This window comes from Paraconexibacter antarcticus, from assembly GCF_024220175.1.
GTDB lineage: Bacteria > Actinomycetota > Thermoleophilia > Solirubrobacterales > Solirubrobacteraceae > Paraconexibacter > Paraconexibacter antarcticus.
In genome coordinates, this window is record NZ_CP098502.1 from 149,257 (window position 1) to 175,456 (window position 26,200).

The following is a 26,200-nucleotide window of genomic DNA, read 5'->3' on the forward strand; positions in this document are numbered from 1 at the left end:
GGGCGGCTCCGGGCGGCCGCTCGCGGGCGAAAGTGTCGCACACTCGTTTGCGTGGGTGCCTCCACGGCTTACGAAGACGGCCGGACCTGCCGATAGCCCGGGTAGTCTCGTCCTGGGCGGTGCCGGCGGCCTGCGGGCCGTGGTTCCCCGTCCGTGACCGGGATGCACCCCGCATGAGCTTCCGCAACCGCCTCACGCTGTTCTTCGTCCTCATCGTCATCGTGCCGATGCTGTCGCTGACGGTCGTGCTCTTCACGCTCATCGCCGACAACGAGACCGGCAAGCAGGACGCGGGCGTCGCCGCGCGGCAGACCGCGGCGATCCACCTGTACGACGAGGCCCGTGACGCGGCGGGCAAGGCGCTCGTCCACGTGGGGCGGGACCTCAAGCTCGCGACCGCGCTCCGGGCGGGGGACCAGGTCGCCGCCAGCCGGCGCGCGACGGTGCTCCTCGACGAGCTGTCCATCAAGCGCATCGTGATCGTCCGCGGCACGTCGCCGTTCGTCGACGTCGGGTCGACGACCGCGGTCTTCCCCGCCACCCGGCCCCTGACCGACACGGACGGCGCGCCGATCGGGACGCTCCAGGTCTCCACGAGCGGCCCGAAGAGCTACGCGACGCTCGTCAAGCGCGTCACCGGCCTGAACGTCCTCATCGTCCGCGGCGGCACGATCCTCGCCGACACGCTCGGGGTCGGCGGCCGCGCGCCCGCGCTGCCCGCGAAGCCCGCGACGGTCGAGGTCGCCGGCGGGAAGTACCGCACCGCGGCGTTCAGGGTGCCGGGCTTCCAGGGGGCGCAGATCCGCGTCGCCGTGCTCGGCTCGACGGCGAAGGTGCGCTCGAACGTCCGCCAGTCGCGGCTCTTCGCCGGGGCGCTCCTGTTCGGCTTCTTCACCCTTGCCTTCCTCTTCGCGCTGCTCGTCTCCCGCTCCCTGCAGCGGCAGATCGGCGGCTTCCTCGAGGCGGCGCGCCGGATCGGCTCCGGCGACTTCGGCGCGCGCGTGCCGACCGTCGGCAGCGACGAGTTCGCCGAGCTCGGCGACGAGTTCAACCGCATGTCCGGCGAGCTCGAGAAGAAGATCGCCGAGGTCGAGGCGGAGCAGGCGCGGCTCGCGCTCGCGATGCGGCGCATCGGCGAGACGTTCGCCTCCAACCTCGACCGCGACGCGCTGCTCGAGATCGTCCTGCGCACGGCGGTCGACGGCAGCGGCGCCGCGGGCGGCCGGGCGACGATCCGCTCCCGGCCGGAGGCGCAGCTGCACCAGGTCGCGCAGGCCGGGTCCCTCGACGACCTCACCGCCGCGCTGCGTCAGGCCGAGGCGGCGGTGCTCGAGTCGGGCGCGTCCCGCGAGGTGACCGTCGGCGGCGTCACCGCGCTCGCGCATCCGCTGCGCGCCGTTCAGCAGTCCGAGGAGGACGGCCCGCCGCGCATCACCGGCATCGTCTCCGTCGCCCGCCCGGGGACGCCCTTCCGCCCGTCCGAGCGCGAGCTCTTCCACTACCTCGCGGGCCAGGCCTCGGTGTCGATCGAGAACGTCGGCCTGCACGAGCGCGTCGAGCGCCAGGCGGTCACCGACGAGCTCACCGGCCTCGCGAACCGGCGCCGCTTCCAGCAGGTGCTCAGCGGCGAGGTCGAGCGCTCGCGGCGCTTCGGCCAGCCGGTCGGCCTCGTGATGCTGGACATCGACAACTTCAAGAAGGTCAACGACACCTACGGGCACCCGGCCGGCGACCTCGTCCTGCGGGAGGTCGCGCGGGTCGTCCGCGAGGCCTCGCGCGAGATCGACGAGCCCGCGCGCTACGGCGGCGAGGAGATGGCGGTCATCCTCCCGGGCACCGACGTCGAGGGCGCCTTCCAGCTGGCCGAGCGCATCCGCGAGGACATCGCGGAGCTGCGGCTGCCGATCCGCACGGCCGAGGACGAGCCGCTCCGCGTCACCGCGAGCTTCGGCGTCGCGACCCATCCGCACTCCGCGGCCGACCCCCGCTCGCTCATCGCGGGGGCCGACGCCGCCTTGTACGAGGCGAAACATTCGGGGAAGAACCGCACCGTGCGGGCCGCCGAGGTCGCGCAGAGCTGAGCCGCCCTGTCGGCGCGCTCACGCCGGCGCAGCGATCGGTGCACCACCGTCCATGGAGGTGGGTAGTGTTCATCGCTGATGGGACTGCTCGACGACGCCATCCGTGAGCACCTCGAGCTGAAGCGCCTGCACGGCGCGGACGCCACCGAGGTCGCCCGCCAGGAGCACGAAGCACTCGGCCCCGTGGTCCGGGGGGAGCTCGCGACCCCGCCGCCGGCGAGTCCGGCCTACGCGGACGACGAGGAGGAGCTGCCCGCCGCGCCGGTCCAGCGCGAGCGCGCCCCCGCCGCACCGCTGCCGCCCGTCGGCGCGCCGTCGGCCGCACCGCCCGTCGAGGCCGCCCCCGGCCCCACCGCCCCCGTCGTCGCCTCCGATGCCGTCGCCCCGCCTGTGCCCGCATCCGAGCCGCCCGTGAGCCCGGAGCCGGCGGCGTCCACGCCGCCGCCCGCGCCCGTGCCCGCGCCGGCTTCGCCGGCCGACGGCGGCCAGCCGACCGTCGCCTTCTCGCTCGCCGACCTCGAGGCCGCCGAGGAGGCCGAGGCGTCCGCCGCCGCCGCGCCCGCGCCGCCGGCCCCGGCGCACCCGGCCGCGCCCGCCCCCGAGCCGCCGGTGCAGGACCTCGAGTGGGACGCCCCGGCGGCGCCGGCCCCCGCGCCGGACCCGGCGCCGGTCGCCCACGACGTCGTCCCGGCGGACGAGGAGCACGACGAGCTCGAGGAGACCCCGGAGTTCCTCCAGGAGACCCCGGAGCACGACCGGCTCTGGTTCGAGCAGAAGCCCCCGAAGGACTTCGACTTCTAGGCCCGCGCCGCGGCGCGCGCCTCCGCGGAGCGGGAGCACGCCGCGGGGCGCGCCCGCGCGAGCGCGCTCAGCTGATGTAGCCGCGGGTCTTCGCGGCGCTCACGACGCGCTCGATCCCGATCTCGAACGCGGCGGTCCGCAGCGGGACCGCATCGCCCGCCGCCCGCTCCGCGACCTCGTGGTAGGCCCGGGCCATGATCGTGCCGAGGCGCTCGTTGACCTCCGCCTCCGACCACTTGAAGTGCTGGAGGTTCTGGACCCACTCGAAGTAGCTCACGACGACGCCGCCGGCGTTCGCGAGGACGTCGGGGACGACGAAGACGCCCTTGTCGTGGAGGATCGCGTCGGCCGCCGGGGTCGTCGGGCCGTTGGCGCCCTCGATGATCGCCTTCGCGCGGATGCGGTCGGCGTTCGACCCGTTGATGAGGCCGCCGAGCGCCGCCGGGATGAGGATCTCGCAGTTGAGGCCGAGGAGCTCGTCCGGGGTGATGACGTCGACGCCCTCGAACTCCACGAGCCTGCCGCCGGCGGCGAGGTGGGCGTGGAGCGCGTGGGCGTCGATGCCGGCCTCCGACTGGACGGCGCCGAACGCGTCGCTCACGCCGACGATCTTCGCGCCCTGGTCCTGGACGATGCGGGCGGCCCACGAGCCGACGTTGCCGAAGCCCTGCACGACGACGCGCGTGCCCTCCGGCGTGAGGCCGAGGGCCGGCGCGGCCTGGGCGAAGCACATGATGACGCCGCGGCCGGTGGCGGCCTCGCGGCCGAGCGAGCCGCCGAGGGCGATCGGCTTGCCGGTGACGATCGCCGGCGTGTAGCCGTTGAGCTTGCCGTACTCGTCCATCATCCAGGCCATCGTCTGGGCGTTCGTGTTCATGTCCGGCGCCGGGATGTCGCGGGTCGGCCCCAGCACCTTCGAGATCTTGTCGATGAAGCTCCGCGTGATCGCCTGCAGCTCGTCCGGCGTGCAGGTCGAGGCGTCGACGTTCACGCCGCCCTTGGCGCCGCCGAAGGGGATGTCGACGATCGCCGTCTTCCACGACATGAGCGCCGCGAGCGCCCGGACCTCGTCGAGGTCGACCTCGTGGTGGTAGCGGATGCCGCCCTTGTACGGCCCGCGCGCCCCGTTGTGCTGCACGCGGTAGCCCGAGTAGACGTGGATCTTCCCGTCCTGCTGGCGGATCGGGATCTGGACCTGGACCTCGCGGTAGGCGCTGCCGACGACGGCCCGCACGTCGTCCTCGAGGCCGAGGCGGGTCGCCGCGACGTCGAAGTAGTGGCGGGCGATCTCGTACGGCGAGAGCTCGGCGCCGGGGTGGTGCGGGCTCGCGTTCGCGACGCGCGGCGACTGGTCGACGTCGGTCATCGCGCGATCCTCGCATTGTCGAGGGTCCCGGTGGACAACATTTTCGGGCACGCGCCGGACCGGCCGGCGGTGCGCGCCGGCCGCCGTTCCGCGATCCTGTACGGCGGTCATGGTCGGCATGGATGGCATCGGCGGTGGGGGCGGCGCGTCAGGCGGCCGCGCGGGCGGTGGCGCGAGTGGCGGCGCGAGCGGTGCGGCGAAGCCGAAGGTCGCGATCGTCCTGCCCGGCGGCGGCGCGCGCGGGGCCTACGAGGCGGGCGCGCTCTCGGTCCTGCTGCCCGCCCTCGAGGCCCGCGGCGAGGAGATCACGATCGCCTGCGGGACGAGCGTCGGCGCGATCAACGCCGCGTTCGTCAGCTCGATGGCGCAGCGCCCGGCGGCCGAGCAGGCGCAGCTCGCGCTGGCGCGCTGGCGGGAGATGCGCAAGGGCGACGTCATCAACCCGATCGTCGGCCTCGGGCTGCCGAAGATGCTGCTCCGGTTCGTGGGGGAGATGCTCGAGATTCCCGGGCTCCGGCTCGCGTCGATCATGGACCCGGCCCCGCTCGCGAGCGCGCTCGACGTGTGGGTCGACTGGGACCAGCTGCAGCAGAACGTGAAGTCGGGGCGCATGGACGCGGTCTGCGTCATCGCGACGGCGCTCACCCGCAGCGGCCCGGTCGCCTTCGTCCACACGGACGGGAAGGTCCCGCCGAACAAGGCCTCGGACGACATCCGCTACGTGCGGGTCAGCCGGCTGCACCGCGACCACGTCCGCGCGAGCGCGGCGATCCCGCTGCTCTTCCCGCCCGTCGAGGTGACGACGCCCGCGAGCGCCGCCGACTACTACATCGACGGCGGCACGCGGCTGAACTCGCCGATCGCGCCCGCGATCGCGCTCGGGGCCGAGCGGGTCATCGTCATCGGCTTCGAGCCCTTCGCGGCGCCGCCGCCCCGGCCCGTCACGCCGGTGCAGCCGCGCCTGGCGGACGTCACCGCGAACGTCATCGACGGCCTGCTCGTCGACCAGGTCGTGGCCGACCTGCACCGCCTCGCGTCGATCAACACGTTCTACGCCGAGAACGCGGGCGGCGTCGGAGGGTTCTCGCAGTCCGCCCGCAGCTACCGCTCCTCGCAGGGGAAGAAGCCCTACAAGAAGGTCTCCTACGCACTCGTCGCCCCCGAGCGCAAGGGGGAGATCGGGCAGATCGCCGAGGAGATCTTCGAGCAGCGCTACGCCGGGTGGCGCGGGGTGCTGCACCCGGACTACCCGCTGATCTCGCGGGTGCTCGGCGGGCGCAGCCGCTCCCGCGGCGAGCTGCTCTCGTTCCTCATGTTCGACGAGCACTTCACCGAGCGCCTGCTCGACGCGGGCGCGCGCGACGCCCGGCGCTGGCTCGACCGGCACCCGCGCTTCTGGTGCTCGGACGCCACGCACGACTTCCAGGTCGACCCGACGGGCGTGGACGAGCTGCGCGAGGAGCAGGTCCTCGACGAGTACCGGGCGATGCGGCGCCGCCAGTCGTAGGCGCGTCGCGGCGTAGGGTCCCGGGCATGGCCCTTCCCTCCCCGTCGCCCGGCGCGACCGTCATCGTCACCGGCGCGAGCTCCGGCATCGGCGAGCAGATCGCCCGGCGCCTCACCGACCTCGGCCACGGGGTGACGCTCGTCGCCCGCCGCGGCGACCGGCTCGAGGCACTCGCCACCGAGCTGCGCCGCGCCACCGGCGTCACCGTCGGCGTCGAGGTGTGCGACCTCGGGGACGACGCCGCGCGCTGGTCGCTCATCGGGCGGATCTCCGAGGCGGACGTCCACGTCAGCGGCGTCGTCAACAACGCGGGCTTCGGGACCTACGGCCGCTTCGACGGCCTCCCGTTCGACCGCGAGCAGGCGATGGTCCGCCTCAACGTCCTCGCGCTGCACGAGCTCACCGGCGCGTTCCTGTGGCCGATGGTCGAGGCGGGCGCGGGCGCGATCCTCAACGTCGCGAGCGTCGCGGCCTTCCAGCCGCTGCCGGGCTTCGCAACGTACGCGGCGACGAAGTCGTTCGTGCAGACGTTCAGCGAGTCGCTCCACGCCGAGCTCGCGGGGACGGGCGTGTCGGTGACGACACTCTCGCCCGGGCCGGTCGCGACCGAGTTCGGCGAGGTCGCGGGCGTCGGGAACATCGAGGACAGCGCGCCGGGGGGCGCGGTCCCGGCCGGCGACGTGGCGGCGGCGGCCGTCCGCGGGATGCTCCACGGCAAGCGGTCGGTCGTCCCGGGCGTCGCGACGAAGGGCATGGTGCTCGGCGGGCGCCTCATCCCGCGGACCCTGCTCCTGCCCGCCGCCAAGCGCGCGGCCGGGGTGCGGCTGCGCAACCCGCAGAAGTAGGCCCGCGGCCCGGCCCGGCCCGGCCCGGCCCGGCCCGGCCCGGCGCGCGCGGCGCGGCGCCCGGCCCCCGGGGGGCCCAGGCGCCTCCATCGCGCCGAAACCCGTTTTTCGTCCCCCAGTCGGGCTCTTGTCGGGTTTCGGCTGTGGGGGTCAGCCGGCGGCGGCGACGCTGCGCACGCGCAGCTCGCGCGGGGTGCCCGTGGCCTTGAGGCGCCGGCGGCGGCCGAGGCGGTAGAGGTAGGCGTGGCCGTCGGCCTCGAGGTGGTCGGCGACCGGGTCGGAGACGAGCACCTCGCCGCCCTTCGCGGCCTCGGCGACGCGGGCCGCGACGTTGACGTCGACGCCGAGGTAGTCGCCGCCGAGCTTGCGGGGCGTGCCGACGTGGACGCCGGCGCGCAGCTGCGGGCGGTGGCCGCCGACCTCGACGTCCTTCAGCCGCGCCTGGGCGTCGACCGCGGCGGCGACCGCGTCCTCCGACGCCTGGAAGACGGCCATCAGCCCGTCGCCGAGCCGCTTCACGACGCGCCCGCCGTACTCGGCGATTGCGTCCTCCTGGGCGTCGCCGACGGCGCGCAGCAGCCGCACGGCCTGGCTGTCCCCGGCGTCGAGCGCCCACGAGGAGAAGCCGACGAGGTCGGTGAAGAGGATCGTGACCGTCTGGTCGCCGTGGCCGCGGCCGAGCCCCTCCGACAGCGCCTGCCAGACCTGGAGGGCCCCGAGCCCGAGCTCGCGGACGGCGGACGGGCGCTCGGCGCTCATCGCGGCGAGCTCCCGGCCGATGAGGTCATGCGGGAGGTCCTTCGCGGTCGACAGGGCGTCCCCGTACTGCGCGTCACCGGGCAGCGCGCGGCGCAGGCGGGTCGCGCTCCTGACGACGACGGCGGCGCCGTCGAGGGCGCTCAGGCGGCCGCGCAGGCCGGCCGCGCCCGCGGGCTCCGCAGGCGGGACGGGCGGGCCGGCTTCCAGCTCCGGGCGTGGGGGGCGGGGCTCGTCGGGCACGCCCGTGGAGGCTACCGCGCCACGCCCGTCCGCCCCGCCCGGACCGCGGGGTGGACGGGCGGCGGCTCAGGCGGCGACCTGGAGGACGAGCTTGCCGGTGTTCTCACCGCGGAAGAGCTTCAGGAGCGCCTCCGGGAAGGTCGCCAGGTCGGTGACGACGTCGACCTCGGCCTTTAGCCTGCCCTCGGCCAGCCAGCCCGCGAGCTCGGCCGCCGCCTCCGGGAAGCGCTCGACGTAGTCGAAGATGACCATGCCGGTCATCGACGCGCGGTTCACGAGCAGCGCGAGGTAGTTCGACGGCCCGGTGACCTTGCCGGTCGCGTTGTACTGCGAGATCGCCCCGCAGATGACGACGCGGGCGTGCATCGCCAGGCGGGCGAGGCAGGCGTCGAGGATGTCCCCGCCGACGTTGTCGAAGTAGACGTCGATGCCCTTCGGGCAGTGCGTCTTCAGGCCGGCGGCGACGTCCTCGTTCTTGTAGTCGATGCAGGCGTCGAAGCCGAGGTCCTCGACGACGTGGCGGCACTTCTCCGCGCCGCCGGCGATGCCGACGACGTGGCAGCCCTTGAGCTTCGCGATCTGACCGGCGACGCCGCCGACCGCGCCCGCGGCGCCGGAGACGACGACGGTCTCGCCCGCCTGGGGCCGGCCGACGTCGAGCAGCGCGAAGTAGGCGGTCAGCCCGGTCATGCCGAGCACGCCGAGGTAGACGGGCAGCGGGACCTTCGACGGGTCGACCTCCGTCACGCCCTGGCCGTCGGAGATCGCGTGCGACTGGACGCCGAAGGCGCCGGAGACGTGGTCGCCGACGGCGAAGCCCGGGTGGCGCGAGGCGACGACCTCGCCGAGCGCGCCCGCGCGCATGACCTCGCCGATGCCGACCGGCGGGATGTAGGAGCGCGCGTCGTTCATCCAGCCGCGCATCGCCGGGTCGAGCGAGATGTGGCTGACGGCGACGAGGAACTCGCCCTCACCCGGATCCGGGAGCTCCTCCTCGCGGTACTCCCAGTCGCTGTCCTTCGGGAGGCCGACGGGGCGGGCGGCGAGGCGGAACTGACGGCTGACGGTGCTCATCGGGACAACCTACCCGGCGCGCGGCGGGTACCCGCCGGGGGTCGTCCCCGGTCGACGATCGTGAGAGCCCCATGAGAGCGGCGTGTGAGCGTGCGCGCGCCAGGGCAGAGTCAGCGGCATGTTCCGCTCGCTCGTCCTGGCCTCCGCGACCGCCGCACTCGTCGCCGTCGCGCCCTCGTCCGCGCTCGCCGCCTCGCCGCCCGGGGTCAGCACCGGCGGCGCGTCGAAGGTGACGAGCACCTCCGCGCACGTGAGCGGCGCGATCAACCCCCGTGGCCAGGGGACGACCTACAGCTTCCAGTACGGCACCACGACGAATTACGGCGGGTCCACGCCGGTCGCGTCCGCAGGCGCCGGGACGAAGGCCATCACGGTCGGCGCCGACCTCGGCGGCCTGCAGGGCGCGAAGACCTACCACTACCGCCTCGTGGCCAGCAGCCCCGGCGGCGTCGTGTCCGGCTCGGACCGGACGTTCAAGACCGACAAGGTCCCGCTGTCCCTGTCGCTCGTCGCGACGCCCGACCCCGTGCGCTACGGCGCGGCGGTGACGCTCGGCGGCACGCTCGCCGGGACCGGCGGCGGCGGGCAGACCGTCCAGCTCCAGCTCAACCCGTTCCCGTACACCGGCGGCTTCATGAACGCGGCGATCAGCCCGGTCGTCACGGGTGGCGCGGGCAACTTCACGATGGTCCTCGCCGGCCTCACCGCGAACGCCCAGGCGCGGGTCGTGACGAAGACCGGCAAGGCGGTCACGTCGCCCACGATCATGCTCGGCGTCTCGCCCGTCGTCCGCACGGCGGTCAGCACCCGCCACCCGCGCCGCGGCCGCTTCGTCCGGTTCGCGGGCACGGTCTCGCCGTCGTTCGTCCCGGCCCAGGTCGCCATCCAGCGGCTCAGCAGCAAGGGCGCCTGGATCACGGTCGCCGGAAACGTCACCCGCGCCTACAAGGCCGACCGCTCGCGCTACGCCAAGAGCGCCCGCGTCCGCAGCGCCGGGACCTACCGCGTCTTCGTCGGCCTCCTGAACTCGCAGTTCGCTGGGGCGGTCGGGCCGAGCATCCGCATCTCGCCGCGGTAGGGGCGGCGGGTCGGTGCGCGCGGCCGGGCTGCGGCCGGAGGCGGGCGCCCGGATGGGCGCCCGCACCGGTGCGAGGTGGAGCCGGACGGATTCGAACCGACGGCCCTCCGCTTGCAAAGCGGATGCTCTACCAACTGAGCTACGGCCCCACGGAGGGCGGAGTGTAGCCCGCGGCGACGCGCGTCGCGGCCGTGAGGCGCGTGTAGTCCTCTGCCCAGTTGATGCGGACTCGCTGGTTGTTCCGGGGCGCGACGTAGCGGAGAGAGACACCCGCCCGGCCCGCGCCGAGCAACGTCGCCGGGATGTAAAAGCAGCGGTCGGTCATCGCGTCCCAGACGGCGAGCCAGTCGATCGTGGCCGCCGTGTACTTCGTCGTGGCCCGGACCCGTCCGTTGGTCAGCGAGTGCGTGAAACACCTGGCCAGGAGCGCCCGCCCGTCCGATCGCGTGTGCTTCACCTGCACCCGCAGCAGCCGCTCCCCGTCGTCGATTCCGAGGTCGTAAAGGTGGTCCTCCCCGAACGGCAGCAGGATGCGCCACCCCTGGGTCACGAGGTCGGCGGCGACCTTCAGCTCGGCGAGGTCGCCTTTCTGCTTGAGGGTCGCCACGACGTGGGTCAGTCACGAGCCCAGGATGTGTCTCACGTAGCATTCACCGCATGAGCGAGCAGCGCGTCACCGTCACCGTCGCCGACCACGTCGCGACCGTCACGATGGTCCGGGGGGAGAAGCACAACGCGCTCGACGCGCACATGTTCACCGGGCTCGTCGACGCGGCGGCGCAGGTCGCGGCCGACCCGTCGGTGCGCGTGGTCGTCCTCCACGGCGAGGGCAAGAGCTTCTGCTCGGGGCTCGACGTCGCGAGCTTCATGGGCGGCGACTCGCCGATCACGATGGACCAGCTCATGGACCGCGGCGAGCGCGGGCGGTCGAACCTCGCCCAGCAGGCGTGCACCGACTGGATCGACCTGCCGGTGCCGGTCATCGCGGCGATCCAGGGCAACTGCTTCGGCGGCGGCATGCAGATCGCCCTCGGCGCGGACATCCGCATCGCCGCGCCCGACGCGAAGCTCTCGATCATGGAGATCAAGTGGGGGCTGATCCCGGACATGGGGATCACGCAGACGCTCCCGCGCCTCATGCCGATCGACCGCGCGAAGGAGCTGACCTACACCGGCCGGCAGGTCAGCGGCGAGGAGGCGGCGGCGCTGGGGCTCGTCACCCGTACCGCCCCCGACCCGCTCGCGGCGGCGCAGGAGCTCGCGGCGGAGATCGCCGGCAAGTCCCCGTCGGCGATTCAGCTCGGCAAGCGCCTCTACGACGCGACGTGGACGACGCAGGACATGGACGCCGCGCTCGTCCTCGAGACCGACCTGCAGCTCGAGCTCATCGGTAAGCCGAATCAGATGGCCGCGATCACCGCGACGCTGAGCAAGCAGCCGGGCGTCTATGAGGACCCCGCGCGCCCCGAGCCCGCCAACGCGTAGCGCCGCATCCGCGCCGGACGTCGATCACCACCCCCTCCGGTGGGGGAGGATCGACGTTCGGCCCGCGGCAACCGCCAGGTAGATGCGCGCGCAACCTTCTAGGCTGGGCGTATGACCGCGCTGAGCGTCCTCGACCTCTCCCCGGTGCCGTCGGGCTCGACCGAGTCCCAGGCGCTGCGCAACACGATCGACCTCGCCCGCCATGCCGACGCGCTCGGCTACCGGCGCCACTGGCTCGCCGAGCACCACGGCATCCCGAGCGTCGCGTCCTCCTCGCCGGAGGTCCTCATCGGGCACGTGGCGATGGCGACCGAGCGGATCCGCGTCGGCTCCGGCGGGATCATGCTGCCGAACCACTCGTCGCTGCGGATCGCCGAGGAGTTCAAGGTCCTCGAGGCGCTCCATCCGGGCCGCATCGACCTCGGGCTCGGCCGGGCGCCCGGCACCGACCAGCTCACGGCCATCGCCATCCGCCGCTCCCGCGAGGCCCTCGCCGCGGACGACTTCCCCCAGCAGCTCGGCGAGCTGCTCGCCTGGGGCGGCCACGCCGAGTTCCCGAAGGACCACCCCTTCCGCCGCATCCAGGCGATCCCGACCGACGTCCTCCTGCCGCCGGTCTACCTCCTGGGCTCGAGCGACTACTCCGCGCAGGCCGCGGCGGTCAACGGCCTCGGGTTCGCCTTCGCCGCCCACATCAACCCGGGCGGCGCGACCGACGCCCTGCGCGGCTACCGCGAGCGCTTCGCGCCGGGCTACGTCGAGCGGCCGCACGCGATCCTCACCGTCGCCGCGATCGTCGGCGAGGACGACGCGCACGCCGAGCGCCTCGCGTCCTCCTCGCACCTCTCGATGGTCATGCTCCGCTCCGGCCGCCCGGGGCCGATCCCGACGGTCGAGACCGCGCTCGCCTACGTCCCGCGCACGGCGCAGGAGGAGCAGATCCTCGCCCAGGCGCGCCGCTCGGTCATCAGCGGCGGCCCGGAGACGGTCCGCGCCCGGCTCGAGGAGCTCATGGTGAGGACCGGCGCCGACGAGCTCATGGTCACGACGCTCGTCCACGACCACGAGGAGCGCAAGGCGTCCTACACCCGGCTCGCCGAGGCGATGGACATCGCCCCGCCCGAGCCCGCGCGGGGCGCCATCGCCGGCGCCGCCGCCTGACGGACCGGTCATCCCGCCGGGCCGCTCGCCCGGACCCCGGAGGTGGACTCCCGTCGCCTGCCCGACCTCCCGCCCGCCGGTGACCGCGCCGCGACCCGCGCCTGGGTCGCCGCGCACCTCGGCGGGCTCACGGCCGAGGGCCCGGACGGGGTGCGCGCATCGCCGCGCTTCGCGGGCGGGCAGGACGCGGCCGATGCCGCGCTCGCGGCCTACGACGTCGCCGGCTACGCCCGCCGCCGCAACGAGGTCTGGCCGCCCGAGCGCCGCGGCGCGAGCGGCCTCAGCCCGTACATCCGTCACGGGCTGCTGCCGCTGCCGCGCGTCTGGGCGCACGTCGAGGGCGGCCCGGCGGCGGACGTCCGCAAGTTCCGCGACGAGCTGCTGTGGCAGGAGTACGCGCGGCACCTCTACGCGCGCCTCGGCCCCCGCACCGGCCGCGCGCTGCGCACCGAGCCGCCGGGGCGCGGCGGCGACACGGCCTGGCCCGAGCCCTGGCCGCGCGAGATGGCCTGCATGGACCTCACCGTCGGCGAGCTCGAGCGCGACGGCTGGCTCGTGAACCAGACGCGGATGTGGCTCGCCTCCCAGTGGGTCGTCCGCGCCGGGCACCCGTGGCGGGCGGGCGAGGACCGCTTCTTCACCCACCTGCTCGACGGCTCCCGCGCCGCGAACCGCCTCGGCTGGCAGTGGACCGTCGGCGCCGCGAGCAAGCCCTACGGCTTCAGCCGGTGGCAGGTCGAGAAGCGCGCGCCGGGCCTCTGCGACGGCTGCGCGCTGCGCACGCGCTGCCCGATCCAGGCGTGGCCCCCGGAGCGCCGCGGCGCGCCGGCCCACGATCCGCCGGACGCGCTGCGCGGCGACCCCGACCTTCCGGCCACCGCCGGCCCGGACACCCCGCGACTGGACCACGACCGCGCCCCGGAGCTCGTCTGGCTCACCGCGGAGTCCCTCGGCCGCGACGACCCGGCGCTCGCCGCGCACCCGGGCCTGCCGGCCCTCTTCGTCTTCGACCGCGCGCGGCTGGCCCGCTGGCGCCTGTCGGGCAAGCGCCTGACGTTCCTCGCCGAGACGCTCGCGGGGCTCGCCGCCGAACGCCCGCTCGAGGCCTGGCTCGGGGACCCGGGTGAGGTGCTGGAGGGCCGCGCCGTCGCGGCCACCTTCACGCCCGTCCCCGGCTGGCGGGCGCTCGCCCGGCGCATCGCCCCGGCCGCCGTCCATCCCTGGCCGTGGCTCGTGCCGCCGCACGACGGCCGCCTGCAGTCCTACAGCGCCTGGCGGCGGGCCGCGAAGCAGCCCGCCGCCCGCTGAACGCCGATCAGGCGGGCGTCGCGGCCGCCGCGAGTAGCTCCGCCGCGACGCGGTCGCCCGCGTCGTGCGTGCCGCCGAGCAGCCGCTTGGACAGCTGCGCGCGCCGGAAGAACAGCGGCGCGTCGTGCTCCCACGTCGCGCCGATGCCGCCGTGGACGTTGATGTTCGACCGCACCGCGAAGTCGAGCGCGTGGCCCGCCGCGTTGCGGAAGGCGGACGCCGCGAGCGCGAACTCGTCCGGCTTGTCCTCGCCGGCCCAGCCCGCGTAGAACTGCAGCGAGCGCGAGTTCTCGAGCTGGCGCAGCACCTCGGTGAGCTCGTGCTTCACCGACTGGTAGGAGCCGATGGCCCGCCCGAACGTGAAGCGCTCCTTCGCGTACTCGACGCTCATCGCGAGCGTCGTCTGCACGGTCCCGAGCGACTCGCTCGCGATGAGGGCGTGCGCGAGGTACCACGCCTCCGCGAGGACCGACTCGGGGACGTCGAGGCGGCGCCCGGGGGAGCCGTCGAACGTCACGTGCCCGAGGGCGCGGGTCGCGTCGTAGCGGACGACGGCCTCGACCGAGGCGGCGCGCGCCTCGACGACGGAGGCCGCGGCCGCGCCCGACTCGTCCACACCGACGACGACGAGCAGGTCGGCGCCGGGCGCGTCCGGCACCCAGGCGACCGTCCCGGTGACGCTGCCGTCCGCGGCGATGCGCGGCGCGTCGGGGCGGCCGTAGCCGCTCACCGCGTCGACCGACCAGCCGGCGTGCGTGTCGCTCGGCGGGCGGGCCGGGACGTACGCGGGGCGCACGTCGCCGGCGGCGACCGCGGCGAGGGACTCGTCCCCGGCCGCGTCGAGGATCGCGGTCGCGGGCAGCAGCCCGAGCAGCGGCGTGGGCGCGAGCACCTTGCCGCACTCCTCGAGGACGAGCATCGCGTCGAACGCGCCGAGCCCGGCGCCGCCGTGCTCCTCGTCGATGAGCAGCCCGTTCCAGCCCGCGTCCTTCACGAGCGGCCAGAGGTCCGGCAGCTTCGCCGGGTCCTCGAGGGCCTCACGGGCCGCCTCGACCGTCTTGACCCGCGCGAGGGCGCCGGCGGCGGCCTCCCGCAGGAACTCCTGCTCGTCGGAGAGCGCGAGGTTCATGCGATCGCCTCCTTTTCCTTCGCGCGCAGTTCGGAGAAGGGGATGCCCTTGTCCAGGCGCGGCTCCGGCGGCAGGCCGAGGACCCGCTCGCCGATCGTGTTGCGCAGGATGGCCTCGGTCCCGCCGGCCGACTTCAGGCCCGGGAGGAACGAGATCATGTGGTACCACTCGGAGTCCTCGTCGAGCGCGTCCGGGCCGAAGACGTCGGCGAGCAGCTCGCCCGCGGCGATCGCCGCGTTGACGGTCGTCACCTTCGCGAGGCCGCTCTCGGGGCCGGGGATCTGCCCGCCCGCGAGGGCCGTCAGCGTCCGGTAACCCTGGAAGCGGACCGCGAGCAGCTCGGTCGAGAGGTCGGCGAGCCGCTGGCGGATGACCGGGTCGGCGCAGGCCGCCGGGTCGGACGAGAGCGCCCGCGCGAAGCGGTCCGAGCGGTAGCCGAAGCCCTCCGAGCCGAGGCCGATCGTCAACCGCTCGAACATGAGGACGGTCAGGGCGGTGCCCCAGCCGTTGCCGACGCCGCCGACGACCGCGTCGCCGGGGATCGTCGCGTCGTCGAAGAAGACCTCGTTGAACTCGGCCTCGCCGGTGATCTGGCGCAGCCCGCGGACGGTGATGCCGGGCGTGTCCATCGGGACGATGAACATCGTCATGCCCTTGTGCTTCGGGACGTCCGCGTCGGTGCGGGCGAGGAGCATGCCGAACGACGCGAACTGCGCGTACGTCGTCCACACCTTCTGCCCGGTGAGCGACCACGAGCCGTCGTCGTTGAGCTTCGCGCGGGTCTGGACCGCGGCGAGGTCCGAGCCGGCGGCGGGCTCGCTGAAGAGCTGGCACCACACCTCGTCGCCGTGGAGCATCGGGCCGAGGTGGCGCGACTTCTGCTCCTCCGTGCCGTGCGCGATGAGGCAGGGCCCCATCATCCCGAGGCCGATGACGTCGAGGATGCCGGGGACGCCCGCGGCGGCGATCTCCTGGTTGACGATGACCTGCTCGAACGGGCCGAGCCCGCCGCCGCCGTACTCCTTCGGCCAGGTGACGCCGGCGAGGCCGCCCTCGGCGAGCTGTCGCTGCCACGCGCGGCGGCCGTTGATGTACTCCATGTCGCCGGAGTCACCGGACGACGGGGGCGCCTGGCCCTTGTGGTCCTGCAGCCATCCGCGCACCTGCTGGCGGAACGCGGCCTGTTCCGGGGTGTCGTTGAGATCCACCTGTGCTCCTCGATCGGACCGGCGCGAGGGCCGGTCGCTGGGACGTGCGGCGATGATAGACACGCCGGCGTCCCGATGCTGAACCAGCTTCACTTTCGGGCGCGAACGGCACGCCCCGGCCACCCGGGGCCCGCGCGCGCCCGCCTCAGCGCAGCAGCAGGACGATCGCGACGACCGTCCCGTACGAGGCGACGGTGTAGCGGAGCGCCTGCGGCGCCAGGCGCTTGGCCACGACGACGCCGAGCCGCCCGCCGGCGAGGGACGCGACCGCGACGATGAGGCAGGCCGTCCAGTCGACCGGCCCGAAGAGCCCGAGCAGGACGGCCGCCGCGATCGACACGAGCAGGCTGAGGACGCCCTTCAGCGCGTTGAGCCGCTGCAGGTCCTCCGGGACGAAGACGGCGAGCAGCGCGAGCAGCATGATGCCGAGCCCGGCGCCGAAGTACCCGCCGTAGACCCCGCCGAGGAAGACGGCGCCGAGCAGCAGCGGGCTCGACTCGTCGTGCTCCGCGGTCCCGGCGGCCCGGGCCCGCGCGAGCCGCGGCTGCGCGACGAGCAGGCCGCACGCGACGAGGACGAGGAACGGCGCCAGGGCGTCGAAGGCGCTCGCCGGGGCGACGAGCAGGATCGCGCTGCCCAGCACGGCGCCCGCCATGATCACGGCGCCGTACCGGCGCACGCGCGTGCCCTGACCCGCGAGCTGCGCCCGGTAGCCGAGCGTCCCCCCGACGTAGCCCGGCGTCACCGCGATGAGGTTCGTCGCGTTCGCGCTCAGCGTCGGGATCCCGATCGCGAGCATCGCGGGGAACGACACGAGCGACCCGCCGCCCGCGACGCTGTTGATCGCGCCGGCGGCCAGGCCGGCCACGGCCAGGACCAGGGCGTGGAGCGGCGTCATCGCGCGGCGGTCAGTCCCAGTGCGGGGCGGCCGACCCCGGGACCGCCGGCCCCGTCGCCCAGCCGAGCGCGGCGCCGCCGAGCGTCCCGGGCGGGCGCACGACCGTGACCTGGCCGAGCGGGGAGTCGAGGACGTCGAGGTACGGCGCGGGGGACGGGGGCGCGACGGCGCCGGCGGGGGGCGCGGCCGCCGCGCCCCCGTCCGGCGCGAGCCCGTCCGCCGGCGTGTGCGCGAGCAGCCACATCGCCGTCCGCGCGAGGGCGACCCGGGCGTGGGACACGCGCCCCTCGCGCGCGCGGAGCGTCAGCGCCCGCATGGCCGCCGCCGCGATGAGGTACCCGGTGCCGTGGTCGAGCGCCTGGGCGGGGAGGACGCCCGGCGTCGCGCCGCCGTCCAGCGAGGTGACGTGCGCGATGCCCGTCGCCGCTTGGACGAGGCTGTCGAAGCCGCGGCGCGCGCGCCACGGCCCGGTCTCCCCCCAGGCCGACAGCGTCACCGAGCACAGGTGCGGGTGCTTCTCCTCGAGCTGGTCGTGGCTGAGGCCGAACGGGTCCAGCGCGCCCGGGCGGTACCCCGCCACGAGGACGTCCGCGTCGTCGAGCAGCCGGTGCAGGCGCTCGCGGTCGGGCCGGCTTCGCAGCTGCAGGTGCGTCGACCGCTTGCCCGGCCCCGTGTCGAGCCACGGCAGCGGGAGCTCGGCCATGAGCGGCGCGTCGACCCGCAGCACCTGCGCGCCGAGGGCCGCGAGCACGCGCGTGGCCACCGGGCCCGCGATGACGCGCGTGAGGTCGAGGACCTTCAGCCCGGCGAGCGGCCGCGACGGGTCCGCGCCGGACGGCAGCGCCGGGAGCGTCGTGGTCGCGCGGGGGACGCCCGGCTCGACGTCGAGCAGGCCCGCCTGGGCCACCGCGGTCCCGGGCTCGCCGCGCCGCCACCCGAGCGGGTCGCGCAGCGCGGCCGCGCAGCCACCGGCGGCGACGATCGCGCTCTCGAGCTCCACCGCCTCGCGCCCGGCGACGAGCGCCGCCACGCCGTCGGCGCCGGCCCGCGGGTGCCCGAGTGCGCGCATGAGCGCCGCGCGGTGGTGGGGGTAGTTCGCGTGCAGCCGGATCCAGCCGTCGGCCGTCGGGAGGAACGCGGTCAGCGGGTCCATGGGCGCGCCGGCGCCGTGCCCGTCGAGGAGGACGTGCCGCTCGCTCGTGAAGGCGACGGCGGCGTGCCCGGCGTCGAGCGCGGGCTCGGGGCGGCCGGCGCCCCGGGCGGCGGCCAGGTCGGCGGCGGCGAGCAGCATCGCACCGACCGTGGCGGTCGCGAGCGCCCCGGTCGGCAGCGGCCCGGGGAGCGGCGCGGCGCGGCCGCCGGGCCCGGTCCCGCCGGTCACGGTCAGGCGGGTCGCGGCGGCCGGGTCGCCCCCGATCGCCGCCCACGCCTCGGCCGCCAGGTCCGCGTGGCTCATCGCCGGTCTCGCCTGCGCTCGTAGGCGAAGGCGCGATCGAGGAGCTTGACGCTCTGCGCCGTGATGTCCGGCGAGTGCAGCAGGACGACCCCGAGCCGGTGCCCGCCGCGCTCGGCGGCGCCGACGACGCAGTGCCCGGCGGCGTCCGTGAAGCCCGTCTTGATCCCGAGCGCGCCCGGGTACCCGACCTTCACGAGCGGCTCGTGGCTGTAGAGGTAGAGCTTCCCGCCCTTGATCGGGAACGGGAGGATCGCCTGCTTGCGGACGACGATGCCGGCGAGGCGCGGCCGGTCGAGGAACGCCTTCGCGAGCGCGGCGAGGTCGTAGGCGCAGGTGTGGTTGCCCGCGTCGACGAGCCCGCTCGGGGAGGCGAAGCGCGTGCAGCTCAGGTGCATCGCCGCGGCGCGCGCGTTCATGAGCGCGACGAACGCCTTCGTCGTCCCGCTGACCCGCTGCGCCAGCGCGATCGCGGCGTCGTTGCCCGACGGCAGCAGGAGCCCGTAGAGCATCGCCTGCACCCCGACGCGCTTGCCGAGCGGGAGGACCCCGACCTTCGAGCCGCCCGTCCGCACCGCCTGCTTCGTCACCCGCACGAGGCTCCCGGGCGGGAGGCGCTCGTCGACGAGCAGCGCGGTCATCATCTTCGTGACGCTCGCCATCGGCAGCACCCGCGTCGGGTTGCGCCGCCAGAGCACCTCGCCGGTGTCGAGGTCGAAGACGAGGCCGGCGCGCGGCATGACGTGGAACGGCATCCGGATGCGGTCCGGCGCCGCGAGGTTCACCGCGAGCGACGTCGGCAGCGGCCCGGTGGGGAGGACGGGCCCGTTCACCCCCTGCGGCGGGATCGGCGGCAGCCCGTGCCCGTCGACCGTCGAGACGAGCGGCCCGGCCGCTGCCACCGCGCCCCCTTTGCCGTCGTGGCGACCGACGAGCGCGCCGGCCGCGACGACCCCGGCCGCGCAGGCGAGCAGCGCGAGCGCGAGCGCGACGATCCGGCGGCGGACGTGATGGGGGCGGGTGCTCACTCGGGCGGGTTGCGTAGCGCACCGACGATGCCGAAGCCGAACATGCCGAGGATCACCACCGAGGCGACGGTCAGGACGTCGAGGCCGTGCTTGACGATGACGGCGATCGTCAGGCCCGCGAAGACGATGACGAAGGCGAGGACGAGGGACAGGACGAGGCGCTGGCTCTCCACAGGAGGGCCTTTCAGGCGGCGAGCCCGCGCGAAGGCGCGTACTCGCTGCGTCGGGTGGCGAACAGGGTGATGGCCAGGAGGCCGAAGGCGAACCCGCCGACGTGCGCGAAGTAGGCGACGCCGCCTCCGCTGCCGGCCGGGTCGGTGAGGTCGAGGGCGCCGAACAGCAGCTGCTGCCCGAACCAGATCCCGAGGAAGACGATCGCGGGGACCTCGATGATCGTGAAGAAGAGGACGAGGAAGACGACGGTGACGACCTTCGCCCGCGGGTAGAGCAGCAGGTAGCCGCCGAGCACGGCGGCCACCGCGCCCGAGGCCCCGAGCGTCGGCACGATCGCGTCGGGGGCGACGGCGATCTGGCCGGCCGCGGCGGCGAGGCCGCCGAGCACGTAGAAGAGCAGATAGCGGACCTTGCCCATGCTGTCCTCGACGTTCGCGCCGAAGATCCACAGGAAGAGCATGTTGCCGCCGAGGTGCAGCAGGCCGGCGTGGCTGAACATCGCCGTGAGGAGCGTGACCGGGGTGGCGAAGCCGCCGTCGCCGACGCCCTTGCCACAGGCGATGTGCGACCCCCCGCCGACGACCGCGCAGTGCTGCCCGGGGTGCGTCACCTCGTAGGGGACCGCGGCGTAGTGCAGGAGCCGCCCCTCGTCGAGCGAGCCGCCGCCGAGGTCGATGCCGCTCTTCGGCTGCAGGAAGAGGTAGACGATGACGTTCGCCGCGATCAGGAGGATCGTGACGATCGGGATGTCGCGGTTGGGGAGGTTGTCCTTCAGGGGGAACATCGGCCGCCCGGAGGCTACCCGCCGCCCCGGAGGACGGGGCCGGTGCTATCCGGCCGCCGCGGCGAGCGGTCCCGTGCCGGGCTCGTCCTGGGCGACGTGCTGATCGGCGTGGTAGCTCGAGCGGACGAGCGGCCCGGCGGCGATGTGGTCGAAGCCCAGCGCGTACCCGGCCTCCTCGACGGCCTTGAACTCGTCGGGGTGCCAGTAGCGGACGACCGGCAGGTGGCGCTCGGTCGGGCGCAGGTACTGGCCGATCGTGATGATCTGCACGCCGTTGGAGCGCAGCGTCCCGAGCGCGTCGACGACCTCGTCGTGCGACTCGCCGAACCCGACCATGAGACCGGACTTCGTCGCGATCGCGTCGCCCGCCATCTCCTTCGCGTTGCGGAGGACCCGGTTCGAGCGCTCCCACGTCGAGCCGCGGCGGGCGATCGAGTACAGGCGCGGGACGACCTCCACGTTGTGGTTGAACACGTCCGGCTGCGCGTGGAGGACCTTCGCGAGCGGCATCTCCTGGCCGCGGAAGTCGGGGGTGAGGACCTCGACCTTCGTGCGCGGCGAGGCGCGGCGGACGGCGCGGATCGTCTGGGCCCAGATGCCGGCGCCGTAGTCCGGCAGGTCGTCGCGGTCGACGCTCGTGATGACGGCGTGGCGCAGCTGCATCCGCGCGATCGAGCGGGCGACGCGACCGGGCTCGAGCGGGTCGTTCCACGTCGGCTTGCCGCTCGTGACGTTGCAGAAGCCGCAGCGGCGGGTGCACGTCTCGCCGAGGATCATGAACGTCGCGGTGCCGCGCTCCCAGCACTCGCCGACGTTCGGGCAGGCGGCCTCCTGGCAGACGGTGTTGAGGTTCTCGTCCTTGATGAGCGCCGACAGCGCGCGGTAGCGCTCGCCGCCGGGGGCGGGCACCTTGAACCATGGCGGCTTGCGCTCGCGGAGGGGGCGGACGTCGTCGCCGAGGACGGTGAGGACGTTCATGCCGCCCGGGTTTGACCGCGACCGCGTCTGGTGGGCGCGGGGGGCGGCCGGGGCGTCGGGCTCGCTGCTCATGAGCCTCCAGACTATCGCCCTTGCGGCGCGGCCCCGGGCCGGGTGTAGGCTCGCGCGCATGCCCACGCAACCGGGAAAGATCCTCAGCTCCATCCGCCTCGCGGTGGGGCTCGGCGCCTGGCTCAGCCCGGGCGTCACGGCGAAGCTCTTCGGCATGGACACGGCCGCGAACCCGGAGCTGCCCTACATGGCGCGGCTCTTCGGCGTCCGGGACGTCGCCCTCGCCGTCGGCACGAACCAGACGACGGGCCCGTCGCGCCGCCTGTGGTGGCAGATCGGGATCGCCTGCGACCTCTTCGACGCGGCCGCGGCCTACCTCGGCGGCCGCAGCGGGTCGCTGTCGAAGCCGACGGTCATCCTCGCCGGCGGGACGGCGCTCGCCGCCGCCGGGCTGGGCGTCGCCGCGATGCAGGCGGAGGACGCCGCCCCCGTCTGAGCGCCGCCGGGCCGCGCTCAGGCCACGGGCTCGCCCCACACCGACGTGGCGGGCGCGTCGACCGGGACCAGGCCGTGCTCGGCGGCGAAGGCCTGCGCCATCGCCGCCGCGAAGCCGGTCACGCGTGCCGCGCCCGCGTCGCCGCCCGCCTCCTGGAGGACCGAGGTCATCTGCACCTCGGGCAGCCCGCAGGGGACGACCCAGCCGAAGGGCTGCAGGTCGTTCGTGACGTTCACCGCGAAGCCGTGGGTCGTCACGCCCCGGGCGACGTGGACGCCGATCGAGGCGATCTTGCGGTCCTCCACCCAGACGCCGGTGTAGTCGCGGCCCTCGTCGTTGCGCGTGCGGGGGACGATCCCCTCCGCCCGCAGCGCGGTGACCATCGCGCGCTCCATCCGGCGGACGAACTCGACGACGGCGTCCGTGCGCATGATCGGGTAGCCGACGAGCTGCCCGGGGCCGTGGTAGGTCACCTTGCCACCGCGGTCGACGTCGACGATGTCGATCCCCTGGGAGCGGTACCAGGCCTCGCCCATGGGCAGCTCGCCCTCGCCGGTGCGGCGGCCGCGCGTGTAGACGGGCGGGTGCTCGAGGAGCAGGAGGGTGTCCCCGATCGCCTCGGCCTGGCGCTCGGCGCAGAGCCGGTGCTGGAGGGCGAGCGACTCGCAGTACTCGACGGTCCCGAGACAGACGACGCGCAGTTCCGCGGTGGCCATGCGCCCACTGTACGCGGCGCGTGGCCCGGCCGGACTACCCTCAGACGCGGGATGGACCACGATCCGGGCGACGAGCACGAGGAGGACGGCTGGCGCGACCGCGCCCGCCGCCTGCGCTGGCGCCTGAGCGGGGCGTGGCAGCTGCCGACGTTCGCGGTCACGACGGTGCTCGGCACGCTCGTCGTCCACTGGCGCCCGTTCGCCGGGACGAGGACGGACGTCGCGAGCGCCTTCCTCCTCGCGGGCTTCGCGAACCTCGTCCTCCTCGCCGCGGTCGCCCCGGCGGCGGGGTGGCTCCTGCGCCGGCGGCGCCCCGGGCTGCCCCGGGCGATCGCGACCGACCACGCCGGCGCGACGCTGCTGGCGGCGATGCTCGGCCTCTTCGTCGTCCTCGGGCTCGCGCACCACGGCGCCGTCGTCGACGCCCGCCACGCGGACGACCGCGAGCTCGCCGCCGCCCGCGCCTACCTCGTGCAGCACGGCACCGACCAGTACGTCCGCCACGCCGCGCGCCCGAGCGTGTGGAAGCAGGCCGACTTCCTCTACCGCACGTGCTTCGCGGGGGACGACCCTCGCCGCAACTTCTGCCTGTTCGTCGACCTCAGCCACGACCCGCCGCGCGTGACCCGCGACCCCGACCAGCAGCCGAACTCGTTCGTCGCCGGGACCGACAACCCCGGCCGCCAAGGGCACTGAGCCGCGGCCGGTCCGGGCGCGCACAGCGACGCGCCGGGGTTGTCCACCGACCTCAAGCGGCGCTCGCCGGCTGCCGATATCGGTCGAGATGCAAGCAACCCGCGGTTTCCTGGCGTCGCTCGGCGCCGGGCTCAGCCTCATCGTCGCGGGGACGCTCGCCCTCACGTTCTGCAGCGCGATCATCGCCTACGAGGGATGGCCGGGGGTGCGGGTCCAGCGCACCGCCGACGAGCGCGCGCTCGTGGCCGCCGTCCAGGGCGGCCCGGCGGGCGGCGTCACCGAGCGGGTCTCGCTGCGGCTTCCGGCGGCGGTCTCGCGGCACCGCCGCGCCGCCGCGCGGCGCGCGGCCTCTGCCACGGCGCGGCGCCGCACGCACGCGACCCGCACGCTGGTCGGGGTGGTCAGCCCGCGCTCGGCGGTCGCCGCGCTCGGCGCCGGGCCGGCCGGCGCGAGCATGCCCGCGACGACCGCCGTCGCGCCGGCCGCCAAGAGCGCGAAGAAGCTCACGGTCCCCGCCGCCGGCCAGGCGGTCTCGCAGGTCGGCTCGACGCTCGGCACGACGGTCACGAAGACGGGCAAGACGCTCGGCGACGCGCTCGCGCCGGCCGCGCCGAACGTCGCGACCGCACTCACGGACGCGGCCGCCTCCGCCGGGCAGGCGGTGACCGACACGACGACGACGGTCGGCCGGGCGGTCGACGAACTCGTCAAGCCCTAGCGGCGCGGGCCGGGTCAGTCCCGCAGGGCGGCGCCGCACTGCAGCAGCTCGCCGACGCGCGCGAGGAAGCGGGCCGCGGCCGCGCCGTACACGGCGCGGTGGTCGCAGACGAGCGTGAGGTCCATCGCCCGGCGCACGACGGGCTGGCCGTCGACGGGGAGGACCTTGTCGCGGATGCGGCCGACGCCGAGGATCGCCGCCTGCGGCGGGACGATGACGGGATCGAGCCCGTCGACGCCGAACATGCCGACGTTCGAGACGGTGAACGTCGCGCCGCTGAGCTCGGGCTGGGTGATCTCGCCGGCCCGGACGCGTGCCGCGAGCGTCTGCAGGTCGCTCGCGATCTGGGCGGCGCTCTTGCGGTCGGCGTCGAAGATCGTCGGCACGACGAGGGTGCCCGGGGCGTCGACCATGACGCCGACGTTCACGCGGTCGTAGCGCTCGAGCTTCGCGTCGCGGTAGGCGCCGTTGAGCTCGGGGTGCTCGCGCAGCGCGAGGCCGCAGGCGCGGACGACGACCGCCGTGGTGCTGGGCCGGTGGGCGCGGGCGAGGACGGTGTCCATGACCGCCTCGAGCCGGACCGTGAAGTCCGGGACGATCGCGCGGGACTCGGCGGTCCGGCGCGCGATCGCGGCCTGCGCGCGCGTCAGCTCGATCGTCGTGGTGGCACCCTTCGCGGTGCTCGCGGGCGGCGCGGTCGCGGGCTCGGACATCGCGCTGGAGCCTACTCAGGCGGTTTGCGCGGGGCGGTGCGGTCCGCCCGGGAAGGCGTCAGGCGTCGCGGCTGACCCGGCGCACGCGCGGGATCGGCGCGGGCTTCGGCGGGACCGGCGCGTTGGGGTCGGTCAGGCGCCAGGTGCTGCCGCGCCGGACGACCGGCCAGCCCGCGAGCTGCAGCGCGTAGAGCGCCTGCGCGGGCATCGTGACGCCCGCGGCACGGAGGGCGTCGACCGACGCCGAGCCCTGCTCCTGCAGGAGGTCGAGCGCGATCCGGGCCTCGCTGGTGAGCTCTGACGCGCGGTCGTCCACTCCCCCGAGCGTAGTGGACCGCGGCGGCGGCGCGTCCGTACCTCCCATCGTGCTCGCACGCTCCGCCCGGTCCGCCGCTCCGCCCGCCGTCGCGTGGGCGCTCATCGCCCGTCCCGCCCGCTGGGCGCGCTGGGCGCCGCACGTCCGCGGAGCGTGGGGGCTGGGCGGGGCGGACGGTGTCGTGCGGGCCGGGGCGCGCGGGGCGGCGCGGCTCGCGGGTGTCGTGCCGGTCCCCGCGGTCATCACGGCTGTCGACCCCGGTCGCTCGTGGACGTGGCGCGTCGCGGGGACGGTGACGATGGACCACGTCGTCGAGCCCGGCGACGGCGGCGGCGCGGTCATCACCGTGACGCTCGCGGCGCCGGCCCCGCTCGAGGCCGCCCTGGCCCGGACCTACGGCCCGCTCGTCGGCGTCCTCGTCCGCCGCCTGGCGAGCGTCGCGGAGGCCGAGGCCGAGGCCGAGGCCACCACCCGCTCGTGAAGGTGAACGCAGGTTCCGTGTGCTCACAGCACCCGGAACCTGCGTTCACCTTCGTCGCCGGTCAGCCCGCGTGCTCGGCGAGGAGCGCGGCCGCGTCCTCGAGCCGGGAGTCCCCGTGCAGGACGCGCCCGGCGGCCTCCGGCCCGCCGCCCGGGTCCGGGATCCACACCGCCGGGGTGCTCGACACGCCGCGCTCGCGGGCGGTCTGCGTCGCCTGCTCGAGCGTCCGCCGCGGGGCGCGGCTCGGGACGGTCTTCAGGATCGCCGCCGGGTGCATCTCGCAGGCGCTCGCCGCGATGAGGACGTTGTCCTGGAGCGAGAGGTCGCGGCCGCCGGCGTACGCCTGGCGGATCGCCGCCTGGGTGAACGCGACGACCCGGCCGATCGACTTCGCGTACGTCGCGGTGAGGTTCGCGAACTCCGCGTCGAACGGGGGCGGCCAGCGGACCGCCTGCAGGTCGCGCGCCAGCGCCGTCCGGGCGATCCGCTCGCGCTCCTCGTCGCTCGGCGGGGCGGGCCGCAGGTGGACGGGGACCCACTCGACCGCGACCGGCATGAGCGGCAGGATCCGCTCGCAGGCGAGGTAGCACTCGGGGCTCGCGAGGTCGAGGTAGAAGGCCGGCAGCGCCGGTTCGGCGGCCCCGGCGGGGCCGCCCGCTCCGTGCACGCTGATGGGCAGCGCGCCGGACATGCGC

At 75.0% G+C, this 26,200-nt stretch carries 28 protein-coding genes and 1 tRNA gene; 12 read left to right on the forward strand and 17 right to left on the reverse strand.

What is annotated here, in order from left to right:
- Positions 1 to 173 precede the first annotated feature (173 nt).
- Positions 174 to 2,081 (forward strand): diguanylate cyclase, encoded by a 1,908-nt coding sequence (locus tag NBH00_RS00765; RefSeq protein WP_254571454.1) that lies wholly within the window; start codon positions 174 to 176, stop codon positions 2,079 to 2,081.
- Positions 2,082 to 2,159: 78 nt separating this feature from the next.
- The gene (locus NBH00_RS00770; RefSeq protein ID WP_254573769.1) at positions 2,160 to 2,882 is read left to right on the forward strand and encodes a hypothetical protein; all 723 of its coding nucleotides are present in this window, start codon (positions 2,160 to 2,162) and stop codon (positions 2,880 to 2,882) included.
- A gap of 67 nt (positions 2,883 to 2,949) precedes the next feature.
- On the opposite strand, the gene NBH00_RS00775 is transcribed toward NBH00_RS00770, so the two are convergent.
- The gene (locus tag NBH00_RS00775; RefSeq protein ID WP_254571455.1) at positions 2,950 to 4,248 is read right to left on the reverse strand and encodes a Glu/Leu/Phe/Val family dehydrogenase; all 1,299 of its coding nucleotides are present in this window, start codon (positions 4,246 to 4,248) and stop codon (positions 2,950 to 2,952) included.
- A gap of 109 nt (positions 4,249 to 4,357) precedes the next feature.
- On the opposite strand from NBH00_RS00775, the gene NBH00_RS00780 reads away from it, so the two are divergent.
- Entirely contained in the window at positions 4,358 to 5,755 is a 1,398-nt protein-coding gene (locus NBH00_RS00780; RefSeq protein WP_254571456.1) for a patatin-like phospholipase family protein, read from the forward strand.
- Positions 5,756 to 5,781: 26 nt separating this feature from the next.
- On the forward strand, positions 5,782 to 6,600 hold the full coding sequence (locus NBH00_RS00785) for an SDR family NAD(P)-dependent oxidoreductase (RefSeq protein ID WP_254571457.1): 819 nt from the start codon (positions 5,782 to 5,784) through the stop codon (positions 6,598 to 6,600).
- Between the two features lie 150 nt (positions 6,601 to 6,750).
- Here NBH00_RS00785 and NBH00_RS00790 read toward each other — a convergent pair whose 3' ends face one another.
- Positions 6,751 to 7,599 carry an adenylate/guanylate cyclase domain-containing protein gene (locus tag NBH00_RS00790; RefSeq protein WP_254571458.1) on the reverse strand — a complete coding sequence of 283 codons (849 nt, stop codon included), beginning with the start codon at positions 7,597 to 7,599 and terminating at the stop codon, positions 6,751 to 6,753.
- A gap of 66 nt (positions 7,600 to 7,665) precedes the next feature.
- Positions 7,666 to 8,673: an NADP-dependent oxidoreductase gene (locus NBH00_RS00795; RefSeq protein WP_254571459.1), complete on the reverse strand. Its 1,008-nt coding sequence runs from the start codon at positions 8,671 to 8,673 to the stop codon at positions 7,666 to 7,668.
- 118 nt (positions 8,674 to 8,791) lie between these two features.
- On the opposite strand from NBH00_RS00795, the gene NBH00_RS00800 reads away from it, so the two are divergent.
- Complete coding sequence (locus NBH00_RS00800; RefSeq protein ID WP_254571460.1) at positions 8,792 to 9,751, forward strand: alkaline phosphatase D family protein; 960 nt, start codon at positions 8,792 to 8,794, stop codon at positions 9,749 to 9,751.
- A 76-nt stretch (positions 9,752 to 9,827) separates the two neighbouring features.
- Here the strand turns inward: NBH00_RS00800 and NBH00_RS00805 are convergent.
- A tRNA-Ala gene (locus NBH00_RS00805) sits at positions 9,828 to 9,900 on the reverse strand.
- Positions 9,891 to 10,358 (reverse strand): group I intron-associated PD-(D/E)XK endonuclease, encoded by a 468-nt coding sequence (locus tag NBH00_RS00810; RefSeq protein ID WP_254571461.1) that lies wholly within the window; start codon positions 10,356 to 10,358, stop codon positions 9,891 to 9,893. The genes NBH00_RS00805 and NBH00_RS00810 overlap by 10 nt, the downstream gene beginning before the upstream one ends.
- A 50-nt stretch (positions 10,359 to 10,408) precedes the next feature.
- Here NBH00_RS00810 and NBH00_RS00815 point away from each other — a divergent pair, with 50 nt between their 5' ends.
- From NBH00_RS00815 to NBH00_RS00825, 3 genes are all read left to right on the forward strand, one after another.
- On the forward strand, positions 10,409 to 11,236 hold the full coding sequence (locus NBH00_RS00815; RefSeq protein WP_254571462.1) for a crotonase/enoyl-CoA hydratase family protein: 828 nt from the start codon (positions 10,409 to 10,411) through the stop codon (positions 11,234 to 11,236).
- A 111-nt stretch (positions 11,237 to 11,347) separates the two neighbouring features.
- Positions 11,348 to 12,397, forward strand: coding sequence for an LLM class flavin-dependent oxidoreductase (locus NBH00_RS00820; RefSeq protein ID WP_254571463.1), 1,050 nt, complete (start codon positions 11,348 to 11,350; stop codon positions 12,395 to 12,397).
- Positions 12,398 to 12,439: 42 nt separating this feature from the next.
- Positions 12,440 to 13,705, forward strand: a complete 1,266-nt coding sequence (locus NBH00_RS00825; protein ID WP_254571464.1) for an FAD-binding domain-containing protein — start codon at positions 12,440 to 12,442, stop codon at positions 13,703 to 13,705.
- A 7-nt stretch (positions 13,706 to 13,712) separates the two neighbouring features.
- Here the strand turns inward: NBH00_RS00825 and NBH00_RS00830 are convergent, their stop codons facing one another.
- The 8 genes from NBH00_RS00830 to lipA form a co-directional block, all read right to left on the reverse strand.
- Positions 13,713 to 14,834 (reverse strand): acyl-CoA dehydrogenase family protein, encoded by a 1,122-nt coding sequence (locus tag NBH00_RS00830; RefSeq protein WP_254571465.1) that lies wholly within the window; start codon positions 14,832 to 14,834, stop codon positions 13,713 to 13,715.
- Complete coding sequence (locus tag NBH00_RS00835) at positions 14,831 to 16,042, reverse strand: acyl-CoA dehydrogenase family protein (protein ID WP_254571466.1); 1,212 nt, start codon at positions 16,040 to 16,042, stop codon at positions 14,831 to 14,833. The genes NBH00_RS00830 and NBH00_RS00835 overlap by 4 nt, the downstream gene beginning before the upstream one ends.
- 145 nt (positions 16,043 to 16,187) lie before the next feature.
- Positions 16,188 to 16,940 (reverse strand): sulfite exporter TauE/SafE family protein, encoded by a 753-nt coding sequence (locus tag NBH00_RS00840; RefSeq protein ID WP_254571467.1) that lies wholly within the window; start codon positions 16,938 to 16,940, stop codon positions 16,188 to 16,190.
- 10 nt (positions 16,941 to 16,950) lie between these two features.
- On the reverse strand, positions 16,951 to 18,396 hold the full coding sequence (locus tag NBH00_RS00845; protein ID WP_254571468.1) for a CoA transferase: 1,446 nt from the start codon (positions 18,394 to 18,396) through the stop codon (positions 16,951 to 16,953).
- Positions 18,393 to 19,421, reverse strand: coding sequence for a D-alanyl-D-alanine carboxypeptidase family protein (locus tag NBH00_RS00850; RefSeq protein ID WP_254571469.1), 1,029 nt, complete (start codon positions 19,419 to 19,421; stop codon positions 18,393 to 18,395). The genes NBH00_RS00845 and NBH00_RS00850 overlap by 4 nt, the downstream gene beginning before the upstream one ends.
- Positions 19,418 to 19,594 carry a hypothetical protein gene (locus NBH00_RS00855; protein WP_254571470.1) on the reverse strand — a complete coding sequence of 59 codons (177 nt, stop codon included), beginning with the start codon at positions 19,592 to 19,594 and terminating at the stop codon, positions 19,418 to 19,420. The genes NBH00_RS00850 and NBH00_RS00855 overlap by 4 nt, the downstream gene beginning before the upstream one ends.
- 11 nt (positions 19,595 to 19,605) lie before the next feature.
- Positions 19,606 to 20,379, reverse strand: a complete 774-nt coding sequence (locus tag NBH00_RS00860; protein ID WP_254571471.1) for a rhomboid family intramembrane serine protease — start codon at positions 20,377 to 20,379, stop codon at positions 19,606 to 19,608.
- A 45-nt stretch (positions 20,380 to 20,424) separates the two neighbouring features.
- On the reverse strand, positions 20,425 to 21,429 hold the full coding sequence (gene lipA, locus NBH00_RS00865) for a lipoyl synthase (protein WP_254571472.1): 1,005 nt from the start codon (positions 21,427 to 21,429) through the stop codon (positions 20,425 to 20,427).
- A 58-nt stretch (positions 21,430 to 21,487) separates the two neighbouring features.
- On the opposite strand from lipA, the gene NBH00_RS00870 reads away from it, so the two are divergent.
- Positions 21,488 to 21,865 (forward strand): hypothetical protein, encoded by a 378-nt coding sequence (locus NBH00_RS00870; protein ID WP_254571473.1) that lies wholly within the window; start codon positions 21,488 to 21,490, stop codon positions 21,863 to 21,865.
- Positions 21,866 to 21,882: 17 nt separating this feature from the next.
- On the opposite strand, the gene lipB is transcribed toward NBH00_RS00870, so the two are convergent.
- On the reverse strand, positions 21,883 to 22,581 hold the full coding sequence (gene lipB, locus NBH00_RS00875; RefSeq protein WP_254571474.1) for a lipoyl(octanoyl) transferase LipB: 699 nt from the start codon (positions 22,579 to 22,581) through the stop codon (positions 21,883 to 21,885).
- A 51-nt stretch (positions 22,582 to 22,632) separates the two neighbouring features.
- Here lipB and NBH00_RS00880 point away from each other — a divergent pair, with 51 nt between their 5' ends.
- The gene (locus NBH00_RS00880) at positions 22,633 to 23,277 is read left to right on the forward strand and encodes a hypothetical protein (RefSeq protein ID WP_254571475.1); all 645 of its coding nucleotides are present in this window, start codon (positions 22,633 to 22,635) and stop codon (positions 23,275 to 23,277) included.
- A gap of 88 nt (positions 23,278 to 23,365) precedes the next feature.
- Complete coding sequence (locus NBH00_RS00885; protein WP_254571476.1) at positions 23,366 to 23,995, forward strand: hypothetical protein; 630 nt, start codon at positions 23,366 to 23,368, stop codon at positions 23,993 to 23,995.
- Between the two features lie 14 nt (positions 23,996 to 24,009).
- Here NBH00_RS00885 and NBH00_RS00890 read toward each other — a convergent pair whose 3' ends face one another.
- A complete protein-coding gene (locus NBH00_RS00890) occupies positions 24,010 to 24,708 on the reverse strand; it encodes a 2-oxo acid dehydrogenase subunit E2 (protein ID WP_254571477.1) in 699 nt (232 codons plus the stop codon).
- Positions 24,709 to 24,766: 58 nt separating this feature from the next.
- Complete coding sequence (locus NBH00_RS00895; protein WP_254571478.1) at positions 24,767 to 25,024, reverse strand: hypothetical protein; 258 nt, start codon at positions 25,022 to 25,024, stop codon at positions 24,767 to 24,769.
- A 49-nt stretch (positions 25,025 to 25,073) separates the two neighbouring features.
- Between NBH00_RS00895 and NBH00_RS00900 the strand changes: the two genes are divergently transcribed.
- Positions 25,074 to 25,505: an SRPBCC family protein gene (locus NBH00_RS00900; RefSeq protein ID WP_254571479.1), complete on the forward strand. Its 432-nt coding sequence runs from the start codon at positions 25,074 to 25,076 to the stop codon at positions 25,503 to 25,505.
- Positions 25,506 to 25,566: 61 nt separating this feature from the next.
- Here NBH00_RS00900 and NBH00_RS00905 read toward each other — a convergent pair whose 3' ends face one another.
- Entirely contained in the window at positions 25,567 to 26,196 is a 630-nt protein-coding gene (locus NBH00_RS00905) for a DsbA family protein (RefSeq protein WP_254571480.1), read from the reverse strand.
- Positions 26,197 to 26,200 lie beyond the last annotated feature (4 nt).

What these genes read in the sequence shown, in the direction of transcription:
- NBH00_RS00765 (WP_254571454.1), top strand. Translation starts at nt 174, where the DNA reads ATGAGCTTCCGCAACCGCCTCACGCTGTTCTTCGTCCTCATCGTCATC.
- NBH00_RS00815 (WP_254571462.1), top strand. Translation starts at nt 10,409, where the DNA reads ATGAGCGAGCAGCGCGTCACCGTCACCGTCGCCGACCACGTCGCGACC.
- NBH00_RS00840 (WP_254571467.1), bottom strand. Translation starts at nt 16,940, where the DNA reads ATGACGCCGCTCCACGCCCTGGTCCTGGCCGTGGCCGGCCTGGCCGCC.
- NBH00_RS00885 (WP_254571476.1), top strand. Translation starts at nt 23,366, where the DNA reads ATGCAAGCAACCCGCGGTTTCCTGGCGTCGCTCGGCGCCGGGCTCAGC.
- NBH00_RS00845 (WP_254571468.1), bottom strand. Translation starts at nt 18,396, where the DNA reads ATGAGCCACGCGGACCTGGCGGCCGAGGCGTGGGCGGCGATCGGGGGC.
- NBH00_RS00800 (WP_254571460.1), top strand. Translation starts at nt 8,792, where the DNA reads ATGTTCCGCTCGCTCGTCCTGGCCTCCGCGACCGCCGCACTCGTCGCC.
- lipB (WP_254571474.1), bottom strand. Translation starts at nt 22,581, where the DNA reads ATGGCCACCGCGGAACTGCGCGTCGTCTGTCTCGGGACCGTCGAGTAC.
- NBH00_RS00860 (WP_254571471.1), bottom strand. Translation starts at nt 20,379, where the DNA reads ATGTTCCCCCTGAAGGACAACCTCCCCAACCGCGACATCCCGATCGTC.
- NBH00_RS00890 (WP_254571477.1), bottom strand. Translation starts at nt 24,708, where the DNA reads ATGTCCGAGCCCGCGACCGCGCCGCCCGCGAGCACCGCGAAGGGTGCC.
- NBH00_RS00870 (WP_254571473.1), top strand. Translation starts at nt 21,488, where the DNA reads ATGCCCACGCAACCGGGAAAGATCCTCAGCTCCATCCGCCTCGCGGTG.
- NBH00_RS00820 (WP_254571463.1), top strand. Translation starts at nt 11,348, where the DNA reads ATGACCGCGCTGAGCGTCCTCGACCTCTCCCCGGTGCCGTCGGGCTCG.
- NBH00_RS00830 (WP_254571465.1), bottom strand. Translation starts at nt 14,834, where the DNA reads ATGAACCTCGCGCTCTCCGACGAGCAGGAGTTCCTGCGGGAGGCCGCC.
- NBH00_RS00785 (WP_254571457.1), top strand. Translation starts at nt 5,782, where the DNA reads ATGGCCCTTCCCTCCCCGTCGCCCGGCGCGACCGTCATCGTCACCGGC.
- NBH00_RS00775 (WP_254571455.1), bottom strand. Translation starts at nt 4,248, where the DNA reads ATGACCGACGTCGACCAGTCGCCGCGCGTCGCGAACGCGAGCCCGCAC.
- lipA (WP_254571472.1), bottom strand. Translation starts at nt 21,429, where the DNA reads ATGAGCAGCGAGCCCGACGCCCCGGCCGCCCCCCGCGCCCACCAGACG.
- NBH00_RS00795 (WP_254571459.1), bottom strand. Translation starts at nt 8,673, where the DNA reads ATGAGCACCGTCAGCCGTCAGTTCCGCCTCGCCGCCCGCCCCGTCGGC.
- NBH00_RS00905 (WP_254571480.1), bottom strand. Translation starts at nt 26,196, where the DNA reads ATGTCCGGCGCGCTGCCCATCAGCGTGCACGGAGCGGGCGGCCCCGCC.
- NBH00_RS00770 (WP_254573769.1), top strand. Translation starts at nt 2,160, where the DNA reads ATGGGACTGCTCGACGACGCCATCCGTGAGCACCTCGAGCTGAAGCGC.
- NBH00_RS00780 (WP_254571456.1), top strand. Translation starts at nt 4,358, where the DNA reads ATGGTCGGCATGGATGGCATCGGCGGTGGGGGCGGCGCGTCAGGCGGC.
- NBH00_RS00880 (WP_254571475.1), top strand. Translation starts at nt 22,633, where the DNA reads ATGGACCACGATCCGGGCGACGAGCACGAGGAGGACGGCTGGCGCGAC.